Origin of the sequence: Streptomyces sp. NPDC048473 (genome assembly GCF_043200155.1) — a bacterium.
Classification (GTDB): domain Bacteria; phylum Actinomycetota; class Actinomycetes; order Streptomycetales; family Streptomycetaceae; genus Streptomyces.
In genome coordinates this window covers 157,469-166,173 of sequence record NZ_JBICXE010000018.1, presented here as the reverse complement: position 1 = coordinate 166,173, position 8,705 = coordinate 157,469, and the positions used below count along the sequence as shown (strand labels likewise).

Here is an 8,705-nt window from a genome sequence, read left to right as displayed (position 1 = left end):
TCCGCATGCTCATTCGACGCTCGACGAGCCGCTACCGCTGGGACGGCCGCCCCAACACCCGACGCCTCAAGTGATCCATTTGCCGGTGGGTCTAAGGCCGACAACTCGGGAGAGCCGAACTCGGTCACCTCCTGGCACGGACGGCTCAGAATCTCTTCACCCACCACCGTGACCCGGCGCACCGAACCTCGTTCCGTCTCCGGTGGCAGAGCCGGATAGGAGTCGACGGGGCGGCCCTGCACATGGACTCGCCGGTCAACGGGACGGGACCGCTCGTGACGAACAGACATCACTGTCTCCCCTTCTGCGCACGCCACAGATGCCGCAGACGTCACCGTGGCCTGATGCCTTCAAGCAAGGACCGCTTGCCAAGTTCTTTGCAAAGTAGCAGACTTTGCAAAGTGACTGAAGATGACCTCAACGCCCCCCGCGACCAGACACGCAACACCGGCGACGAACTGCGCGAGCACGAGGTCCGCACAGCCCTGCTGGACCTGCTCGCCGAAGTTGGCACTGTCACGGCGACCGAAGCCGCCTCCCGGCTGGGTTACAGCTCCGGTCTCTGCTCATTTCACCTACGGCAGCTCGCACGCCACGGATACATCGAAGAAGCCCCCCGCAACGGGGGCCGCGCACGCCCCTGGCGCCTGAGGCAGCACAACTCCGCTGCCGAAGCGCCCACAGAGGAGCCGTTCGGTGACTTGGCCCGAGGGCTGGAGGACGAGAGCTGGCAGCGATGGCTGGCCCAGAGAAACCAGGCGCCCGCCGAGTGGCGTCACCACGAAGCTTTCAGCGCCGTCGCCTATCTGACACCTGAAGAGATGAGCCGGGTCGCGGACACGATCCGACGGGCGCTCGAGCCATACCAAGACCGCGAACAACGCCCCCTGGCCCGGCCCGGCAGCGCTCGACCGGTGGCCCTCATCACCCGGCTGTTTCCCCTGCTTCCCCATGCAACGGACGACGCGGATCAGGACTGAGGAGCCGCCGGCTGTTTCGTGCTCGCTCAAGGAAATGACACGAAGCTGAGACAACGGGCGCATGACACGGTGTGAGACAGCCTGAGAACCCGCTGGTCACAGGGGCGCCCTATGTCATGAGCCGCGAGATCCTACACAGGGGCCCGGCACCGCGAGCACGTCGCGGTGCCGGGCCCCTTGCTGTTACAGCAGGTGGTCGGCCTTGCCGGCCTTGATGTCGCGGATCATCTGCTGAAGCGCTTTGCGGCTGTCGGTGAGGTAACGATCCTCCTCGCCCCGGATGGCGATGAAGCCGTTGCCTTCTGTGTCTGTGCCGAGCCTGAAGCAGTTGTTTCCTTCGCCGCAGTAGGGCTCTTCCCAGCTGATATCGGACATGCTGAACTTCCTTAAAATTGGCGGGAGACGGCTCGAATGAAGTCCCGGGACTCGGCGGTTGACAGCGAGGCATCCTCCATCCAGTCCAGGTGTGCGCGGTACTTGGTCAGCTGCGCATCCGCGTGCATGAACTCGGGGCCGTGAGCTGAATCGAGCTGCACGGTGTCGAGTTGGGGCACGACGCCGTGGGCATAGAGGAGCGCGTGCCCGGCTCCGGGAAACGCGCCTCGGTCGACTGGAATCACCCGTACTTCGATGTGCTCGCGTTCCGACATCTCGCACAGATGGAGCAGCTGCTCCTGTGTGACGCTTCGGCCACCGAATTGCATGCGCAGGGCGGCCTCGTGGACGTAGCCCACGTATTCGATGGGTGATTCGCGGTCCAGTACCTGTTGCCTCTCCATCCGGTGGGCCACCCGCAACTCGATCTCCAGTCGGGACAGCTCGGGCAGGACGGCGCCGAACACCGCGCGGGCGTATCCGTCGGTATGGAGCAGGCCGGGAAGATGGACGGTCTGCGCTGTACGGATGCGAGCTGCGTGCCATTCGAGCTCGGCGATGTCCAGCAGGCCTGGCGGGAGCGTGCCCCTGTACTGCTCCCACCATCCGCGTTCGCGCTGTTCGGCCATCTCTACCAGTGCGCCAACGTAAACAGTGTCGGCGCAGGCGTAGTTGCAGGCCAACGTGCGGACGCGGGCAGGCGCAATCGGGCGGACGCCGACCTCCACGTTGGAGATCTTCGTTCGGTCGATGCCCAGCAAGCCGGCCGCGTAAGCGGTGGTTGCCTCGGCTGCGACGCGCATCTTGCGCAGTTCGGCACCGAGCCGCTTCTGGCGCTCTGTCGGAGTGGAACTGCTCGGCATGGGCCCTCTCTTCCACGGACTGTGGGCACAGTCTGCCGCCGCGCGGGGTGTCGAGTCCAACAGATTGGAGGCAATTGCCTCCAATTTAACGACACGAGTGCCATCGCTGCGCTACGTTGGGTTACCAACCGCTCACACAGCGACGATGAGCCGGAAGTGCATCGCGCGGTCCTGCCCGCAATCTCCTTCCCTGGGAGAGGCAGTCCCGCGTCAGGGAGACAAGCCACTGTTCGTCCGCAACGCGAGAGCCACTCGTGCGCGCCCACGTGAAAGAGGGACACCGCCAACTCGCCACCCGTATCAGGGGAGTCAGCCATGCACTCAGCTCCACTCGCCGCACTCTGCCCGGCCGTCGCCGAGACGCGTACGCCGGTCCCGTATCCGCATCCCGGCAGCCCGCATCCCAACACCCAGCAGTACCCACAGCCATATCTGCGCTCCAAGGGCCGTTCCAGCCGTGGGCTCACTCTGAGTTTCACGCTCCCCGGCGACGTCCGTAGCGCGCTCATCGGCCGTACGGCGATTGCTGCCGCTCTGAAAGCGCACGGGCTCGCCCCGTACATCTGGCCGGCCACGCTCGCGGCGGCCGAACTCATCGCCGTCACCAGCAGGATGAGCCCGGGCAAGGATCTGTACGTATCCCTGCGCCACCGTGACGACGCGCTCCGCCTCCTCGTCTGGGACCAACACCCCCACCACCTCGAACCGGACATGGCCACACTCTGCGAGACGCGGCGTCGGCGGGCGCTCTGGCTGCTGGCGGCGGTCGTGGACGACTGGGGCGGGGAATGGGGCGCCTGCGACGCGTCTCCACCGCAGCGTGGCATCAAGTCATCGGTCCTGCTGCCCCGTTGACGTTCGCTATCGGCGATTGGTGGCGTGCCTGACGGGGGTGGATGCAAAGTCCGCCCCCGCTGCGGCGTACAGGTGGTGACGTCCTGCGGCGGGTTCCCTGGTCGATGCCCTGGTGGCGCAGAGTGATTCGTCGGTGAGGGCTATGACATCGAAGGATGTGCGCCGGGCACCCGTCATCGTCGGGCGCTGTGCTGTCGTGTCGCTGATGGATGCCATCGCGTCGTACTGAACTCCTGGCTCGTACGGCTGCGTTCCGCGTGAGACGGAAGCTCACTTGCTCCGAAGGGACCACGGAACGGGCGGTCCGTGGCCACTTCGCGGCGTTGGTCAGCCTGGTACGGACTTCGAGGCGCTGGCCGCGTCGGACGGAGCTGTCGTCAAGGCCGGAGTTTTTGAGCTGCCGGCCGATGGCGACGCGGGCAGGATCGCGAGGCGCCATTGGTTGCCGTCGCGGGTGATGGTGAGGTTCTCGCGGTAGTCGGCTCCCTTGCTGTCCTTGGCAGTGATCTTCGCTGAGCCGGTGTCGGGGCCGAAGTCGTAGTCGATCTCGATGCCTTCTACCTCAAGGCCGCGGCCGCCCTTCTCGCTGATGACTTTTTGGGCGTCCCGTTCGGCGTCCGGACCGGTGGCGCCGTCCAGCTTCAGCAGAGCGTCCGAGTCCCGTTCATTGAGGGCGGCGATGTACGCCTCGACGGCCTCGTGATCTGCTCCCGCCCCAGGCTTTGCGTCGTCGTTGCCGCATCCGGTCAAGGCGAGCAGCGCCGCGAGCGTGACGCCGGCGAAGAAGCGCCTCTTCATTTTTCCTCACAGGTGGATCGACTGATGTGCCGGGCATGGTGTCCTCAGGTGCGGTGCGCGTACCAGGCCGTGTTCGGGTGGTCGGCGATCAGCTTCCTGAGGCTTTTGTTGTGTGTGGTACCAGTGTGGTAGGTGAGGTACGGGGTGCCGTTGTAGAGCTTTGTGACCACCATGGTGTGATCGGTGATCTCGTCGCTTCGCGGCTTCCAGTTGGCCTGCAGCACATCGGCCAGACCGAGTTTCCAGACATTGTTGAGGGGCTTGGTTCGCTTCGAGTGCTTGATGGCAAACCAGTACCAGTTCTCCGCGCCCGCCCAGGTGTAACTGGTGCGGCTCTGGTAGATCGTGTAGAACCATTTCTTGTTGTTCGATCGCTGGCCCGCATCCGTCGGCCCAATAATTTTCCATCCGCCGGCCCTCATGACCTGCGAGATGAAATTGGTGCAGTCGCTGCCGTAGGTCCGATAGGTACTGTTCGGCTTTTTCCAGTACTTGTCCGCGTACTTGACCATCGCTTTGTAGTTGTACGAGGCGGCCGCCATGGTCCGGGCAGCGGTCGTCTGTTTCGGGGAGCCCGTGCCGGTAGTCGGCGGAATCGTGTCGGAGGGAGCGTGCTTTGCGCCCTCACCGCCCGAGCGCGGTGCCGGGGCATCCGCACTCGGAGCTATCTGCGTACTCGGTGCGGGGCCGCCGCCCAGTTCGGCCTTGTCCGAAGCGAGTAACCACCCCCCGGAAGGGCCACGGGTGAACGTCAGCGTGTGGGGCAGCGAGTACTCCTCGTACTCCGGTGCCCCTTCCGCTACTTGAGCGGCTGTGAACGGAAGATAGAGACGGGTGTCCTCGGTGACGCGCAGAGTCGCGATGCCCCCGGCAGTGGCCGAATCGGCCACTGTCACTTTGACTGCGGCGCGGGTGTATCCGCCGTCGACCTTCTGGTAGAGGTGTCCCTTGCGGACGAGTGCGGCGAAGTCTTGCCGCAGCTGAGCCCGCATCGATGTAGTGGCTGCGACCGGAGGTTCGGCGGCATGGAGCTGCGTAGCGGCGGGGGTCACCATGTCGGCCCGCTGTTGCAGGTAGCTCTCCGTGAGCTGAGACAGCCGGGCCGGGTCTGCTGCTGCCGTTGTCCGGTCAGCGGCACCCGCCGACGTGGTGACGCCACTCGCCGTGATCGCCGCAGCCAGTGCCGCGACCAGGACGTGTATACATCCGCGGCCCGGGCCCGGCAGGCGGCCGAGGACGCCGACGGGGCGGCGTACGCCGACGTGGTGTCGGAGTACGCCGCCCTGGGGCGGGGCGATGTGCGGGAGGTGGCCCGCGCTGTCATGGCGGTTACTTCGGGTCGCGGTTGAACTTCGACGTCGACCAGAAGTAGCCGAGCACCGCGAGACCCAGGCACCAGGCGATCGCGAGCCACCCGTTGTTGCCGATCTCGCTGCCGAGCAGCAGCCCCCGCAGCGTCTCGATGGCGGGCGTGAACGGCTGGTACTCGGCGATCGGCTGGAACCAGCCCGGCATCGCGTGGAGGGGGACGAAGGCGCTGGAGAGGAGCGGCAGCAGGATCATCGGCATCGCGTTGTTGCTGGCGGCCTCGGCGTTCGGGCTGATCAGGCCCATGCCGACCGCGATCCAGGTGAGCGCCAGGGCGAAGAGCACGAGCAGCCCGAATGCCGCCAGCCACTCCAGGGCGGTTGCGTCCGTGGACCGGAAGCCGATGGCCACGGCGACGGCGCCCACGAGGACCACGCTCATCACGCACTGCAGCACGCTGCCGACGACGTGCCCGACGAGCACCGAAGGGCGGTGGATCGCCATCGTGCGGAAGCGGGCGATGATGCCCTCGGTCATGTCGTTGGAGACGGATACCGCGGTCCCGATCGTGGTGCCGCCGATGGTCATCAGCAGGATGCCCGGGACGATATACGCGATGTACTCGGAGCGGTCCGCACTGCCGCCGCCGATGCCCGCACTCATCACGCCGCCGAAGACGTAGACGAAGAGCAGCAGCAGCATGACCGGCGTGAGCAGCAGATTCAGCGTCAGGGACGGGTAGCGCCGCGCGTGCAGCAGGTTGCGGCGCAGCATCGTGGACGAGTCGCGGACGGCGAGGGAGAGGGTGCTCATCGGACGGTCTCCTTGGGCTGGTTGGGGACGTTGGTGCCGCTGGTCAGGGCGAAGAACACGTCGTCGAGGTCGGGGGTGTGCACGGTCAGCTCGTCCGCCTCGATGCCGGCCGAGTCGAGCCAGTCGAGGATGGAGCGCAGCTCGCGCTGGCTGCCGTCGCTGGGGATCTGCAGCGACAGCGCCTCGTCGTCCCTGGTGACCTCGCTCAGGGCGACGGCGGCGGACTGGTAGGCGGCCGGGTCGGTGAAGCGGAGCCGGACGTGCCCGCCGGGGATGAGCCGCTTCAGTTCCTCGGCGGTGCCCTGGGCGGCGATCTTCCCGTCGTTCAGCACCGCGATGCGGTCGGCGAGCTCGTCGGCCTCGTCCAGGTACTGGGTGGTGAGGAAGACGGTGACGCCGCCGGAGACCAGCCCGCGGATGATGCCCCACATGTTATGGCGGCTGCGCGGGTCGAGGCCGGTGGTCGGCTCGTCGAGGAAGATGATCCGCGGGTTGCCGACCAGCGTCATGGCGAGGTCGAGGCGGCGCTTCATGCCGCCGGAGTAGGTGGAGGCGGGCTTCTTCGCGGCCTCCACCAGGTCGAAGCGCTCCAGCAGTTCGGCGGCGGTGCGGCGCCCCTCGGTGCGGGAGAGGTGGTGCAGGTCCGCCATGAGGAGCATGTTCTCCTCACCGGTGATCAGGCCGTCGACGGCGGAGAACTGCCCGGTGACACCGATCGCGGCCCGCACCGCCTGGGGGTCGGCGGCCAGGTCGTGGCCGCCGACGCGGATGTCGCCGGAGCCGGCGTCGGCGGAGATGAGAGTGGAGAGGATCTTGACGGCGGTGGTCTTGCCGGCGCCGTTCGGGCCGAGCAGCGCGAAGACGGTGCCTGCCGGGATGCGCAGGTCGATCCCGTCGAGGACGAGCTTGTCGCCGTAGGACTTGCGCAGGCCGACGGTGGAGACGGCGGCGGGCGGCTCCTGGCCGTTGCCGTGCGTGGACGTGGACATGACAGATGAAGGCATGGGGCTCTCCCGTTCGAAGGCTGAAGTGACTGGAGGTGTAGGCGAGTTGGTGGGGCCGGTGTTCAGGCCCGGGCGCGGCGCACGTCGATGTTGCCGTAGCGGGTCCGGGCGCGGACCTCGACGGTGTCCTCGGTCTTCTCCGGGGTCTCGGAGGCGGCGAGCGTGTTGCGCACCTGCCCGGAGCCGGAGCTGACGTCGAGCCAGGCGGCGGTGCCCTCGCGGATGCCGACCTCGATGGCGCCGTAGGAGGTCTCCAACTGAACGGTGCCGCGGGCCACTTCGGCGACGCGCAGGGTGCCATGGGCGGTGGTGGCGACGACCGAGCCCTCGGCGCGCTCGATGTCGATGTCGCCGTTGGCGCCGCTCACCCGCAGGTCGCCGGTCGCGGCGCCGACGGTCGTGGTGCCGTGCGAGTTCTTCAGGACGGCGGGGCCGTCGACGAGGCCGACGCGCAGGCTGCCGGAGCTGGTGGTGATCTCGGCCATGCCCTCGACCCGGTCCACGGTGATCGAGCCGTGGGACGCGGTCAGCTGGAGCGGCCCGGTCGTGTCGAGGCGGACGTCACCGGACGAGGTCTTCACGCGGACCTCGCCGAGCCGGCCCTCGCCGAGCACCTGGGCCCAGGCGCCGGTCATGTCGACGCCCGAGCCCGTGGGCAGTTCGACCGTCACATCGACGGTGCCGGTGCGCCCGACGAGATAGCGCTGCTTGGGCGTCCTGACGGTCAGGACGCCGCTCGTGTACGTGACCTCGGTCTGGTCGGCCGACCGCACGTCCTGGTCCTTCTGCGGGTCGCGGGGCCGCACCTCGACGACCGTGTCGAGGCGGTCGCCCGCGGCGAACTGGATGGAACCGGCGGACACGTGGGCGTTGACCGAAATCGGTTCGGGAGTGTCGAAAGAAGGCATGGCTGTCCCGTCCTCTTGGGTCCTCTTGGGTGTTCGTGGCGTCCCCGCTGGTGGGACGTGGTGCGGGTGAAGTCGTTCCGAGGGGCTGGTTAACGCACCCAGCCCGTGAAGCTCTGGCCGATGCTCCTGGTCTTCTCGGGGGTGCGGGGGGTGGCGGCGCCGCCCGTGTCGACCGCGGCCGACACGACGCGTACCAGCCATGCGTTGACCGACAGGCCCTCGCTGCCCGCCGCCTCCTCGGCGCGGGTCTTGAGGTGGGCGGGCAGGCGCAGATTGACGCGGGCGGTGCCGCCCTCGTCCGTGTCGGCGGGGACCGGGGCCGGTGCGGGCGCCGGTGCGTCGAGCGGTCCGGTCCGGTCCTCGTGCTGCGGCAGCACCACCACGAAGTCGGGGTCGAGGCCACGCAGTCGTACGTCGACCGAGCCGGGGGCGAGTTCACGGGTGATCTCGTCCATGGCGGCGGACAGCACATTGAGCAGGGTCAGGCGGGTGGCCGACTCCAGCGGCGCGGTCAGCCGCTCGGCGAGCTCGCGGGCTTCGTCGCCCCCGGCTTCGGCGGCCACCGCCAGTTCCCTGCGGAGTGTTTCGACATACGGCGTGAGGTCCATGACGTCATAGTGGCACCACTATGGCGCCATTGGCAAGCCCGAAGATGCGAAACGTGGCGCGGGGTGGAGTTTCGGGGTGGCAGGTGGGTGCATCGTTGCAGTTCAGGGGCGGGCGTGGTTGTGGCGCCAAGTTGTCGCCGGGTGGTGTCGAGCGGTATCGCGCGGGCCCGCCCGGGCGTCCTCGCACCGTTCA

At 67.6% G+C, this 8,705-nt stretch carries 11 protein-coding genes and 1 pseudogene; 3 read left to right on the top strand and 9 right to left on the bottom strand.

Features of this window, described 5'->3' with window-relative positions:
- Positions 1-290 (bottom strand): annotated as a pseudogene (locus ACGFU7_RS26870) (hypothetical protein); the annotation flags it as partial.
- 111 nt (positions 291-401) lie between these two features.
- On the opposite strand from ACGFU7_RS26870, the gene ACGFU7_RS26865 reads away from it, so the two are divergent.
- Positions 402-980 (top strand): winged helix-turn-helix domain-containing protein, encoded by a 579-nt coding sequence (locus tag ACGFU7_RS26865; RefSeq protein WP_393698918.1) that lies wholly within the window; start codon positions 402-404, stop codon positions 978-980.
- Between the two features lie 183 nt (positions 981-1,163).
- Here the strand turns inward: ACGFU7_RS26865 and ACGFU7_RS26860 are convergent, their stop codons facing one another.
- Positions 1,164-1,355 (bottom strand): hypothetical protein, encoded by a 192-nt coding sequence (locus ACGFU7_RS26860; RefSeq protein ID WP_393698916.1) that lies wholly within the window; start codon positions 1,353-1,355, stop codon positions 1,164-1,166.
- 11 nt (positions 1,356-1,366) lie between these two features.
- Positions 1,367-2,218, bottom strand: coding sequence for a DUF5753 domain-containing protein (locus ACGFU7_RS26855; protein ID WP_393698914.1), 852 nt, complete (start codon positions 2,216-2,218; stop codon positions 1,367-1,369).
- Between the two features lie 315 nt (positions 2,219-2,533).
- Between ACGFU7_RS26855 and ACGFU7_RS26850 the strand changes: the two genes are divergently transcribed.
- Positions 2,534-3,073 (top strand): ATP-binding protein, encoded by a 540-nt coding sequence (locus ACGFU7_RS26850; protein WP_393698912.1) that lies wholly within the window; start codon positions 2,534-2,536, stop codon positions 3,071-3,073.
- A gap of 327 nt (positions 3,074-3,400) precedes the next feature.
- Here ACGFU7_RS26850 and ACGFU7_RS26845 read toward each other — a convergent pair whose 3' ends face one another.
- Together ACGFU7_RS26845 and ACGFU7_RS26840 are read right to left on the bottom strand one after the other, a co-directional pair.
- Positions 3,401-3,871: a hypothetical protein gene (locus ACGFU7_RS26845; protein WP_393698911.1), complete on the bottom strand. Its 471-nt coding sequence runs from the start codon at positions 3,869-3,871 to the stop codon at positions 3,401-3,403.
- A gap of 44 nt (positions 3,872-3,915) precedes the next feature.
- On the bottom strand, positions 3,916-4,926 hold the full coding sequence (locus ACGFU7_RS26840) for an amidase domain-containing protein (protein WP_393698909.1): 1,011 nt from the start codon (positions 4,924-4,926) through the stop codon (positions 3,916-3,918).
- Between the two features lie 141 nt (positions 4,927-5,067).
- On the opposite strand from ACGFU7_RS26840, the gene ACGFU7_RS26835 reads away from it, so the two are divergent.
- The gene (locus ACGFU7_RS26835) at positions 5,068-5,220 is read left to right on the top strand and encodes a hypothetical protein (protein ID WP_393698908.1); all 153 of its coding nucleotides are present in this window, start codon (positions 5,068-5,070) and stop codon (positions 5,218-5,220) included.
- Here ACGFU7_RS26835 and ACGFU7_RS26830 read toward each other — a convergent pair.
- The 4 genes from ACGFU7_RS26830 to ACGFU7_RS26815 all read right to left on the bottom strand — a co-directional run bounded on the left by ACGFU7_RS26830 (position 5,201) and on the right by ACGFU7_RS26815 (position 8,512).
- A complete protein-coding gene (locus ACGFU7_RS26830) occupies positions 5,201-5,992 on the bottom strand; it encodes an ABC transporter permease (protein WP_393698906.1) in 792 nt (263 codons plus the stop codon). The genes ACGFU7_RS26835 and ACGFU7_RS26830 overlap by 20 nt on opposite strands.
- A complete protein-coding gene (locus tag ACGFU7_RS26825) occupies positions 5,989-6,996 on the bottom strand; it encodes an ATP-binding cassette domain-containing protein (RefSeq protein WP_393698905.1) in 1,008 nt (335 codons plus the stop codon). Before ACGFU7_RS26825 ends, ACGFU7_RS26830 begins: the two co-directional genes overlap by 4 nt.
- Positions 6,997-7,058: 62 nt before the next feature.
- A complete protein-coding gene (locus ACGFU7_RS26820) occupies positions 7,059-7,904 on the bottom strand; it encodes a DUF4097 domain-containing protein (protein WP_393698903.1) in 846 nt (281 codons plus the stop codon).
- Between the two features lie 89 nt (positions 7,905-7,993).
- Positions 7,994-8,512 (bottom strand): hypothetical protein, encoded by a 519-nt coding sequence (locus ACGFU7_RS26815; protein ID WP_393698901.1) that lies wholly within the window; start codon positions 8,510-8,512, stop codon positions 7,994-7,996.
- Positions 8,513-8,705 lie beyond the last annotated feature (193 nt).

Excerpts from the sequence above, each read along its gene's own strand:
- ACGFU7_RS26860 (WP_393698916.1), bottom strand. The coding sequence starts at position 1,355 with ATGTCCGATATCAGCTGGGAAGAGCCCTACTGCGGCGAAGGAAACAAC.
- ACGFU7_RS26855 (WP_393698914.1), bottom strand. The coding sequence starts at position 2,218 with ATGCCGAGCAGTTCCACTCCGACAGAGCGCCAGAAGCGGCTCGGTGCC.
- ACGFU7_RS26850 (WP_393698912.1), top strand. The coding sequence starts at position 2,534 with ATGCACTCAGCTCCACTCGCCGCACTCTGCCCGGCCGTCGCCGAGACG.
- ACGFU7_RS26845 (WP_393698911.1), bottom strand. The coding sequence starts at position 3,871 with ATGAAGAGGCGCTTCTTCGCCGGCGTCACGCTCGCGGCGCTGCTCGCC.
- ACGFU7_RS26840 (WP_393698909.1), bottom strand. The coding sequence starts at position 4,926 with ATGGTGACCCCCGCCGCTACGCAGCTCCATGCCGCCGAACCTCCGGTC.
- ACGFU7_RS26830 (WP_393698906.1), bottom strand. The coding sequence starts at position 5,992 with ATGAGCACCCTCTCCCTCGCCGTCCGCGACTCGTCCACGATGCTGCGC.
- ACGFU7_RS26825 (WP_393698905.1), bottom strand. The coding sequence starts at position 6,996 with ATGCCTTCATCTGTCATGTCCACGTCCACGCACGGCAACGGCCAGGAG.
- ACGFU7_RS26820 (WP_393698903.1), bottom strand. The coding sequence starts at position 7,904 with ATGCCTTCTTTCGACACTCCCGAACCGATTTCGGTCAACGCCCACGTG.
- ACGFU7_RS26815 (WP_393698901.1), bottom strand. The coding sequence starts at position 8,512 with ATGGACCTCACGCCGTATGTCGAAACACTCCGCAGGGAACTGGCGGTG.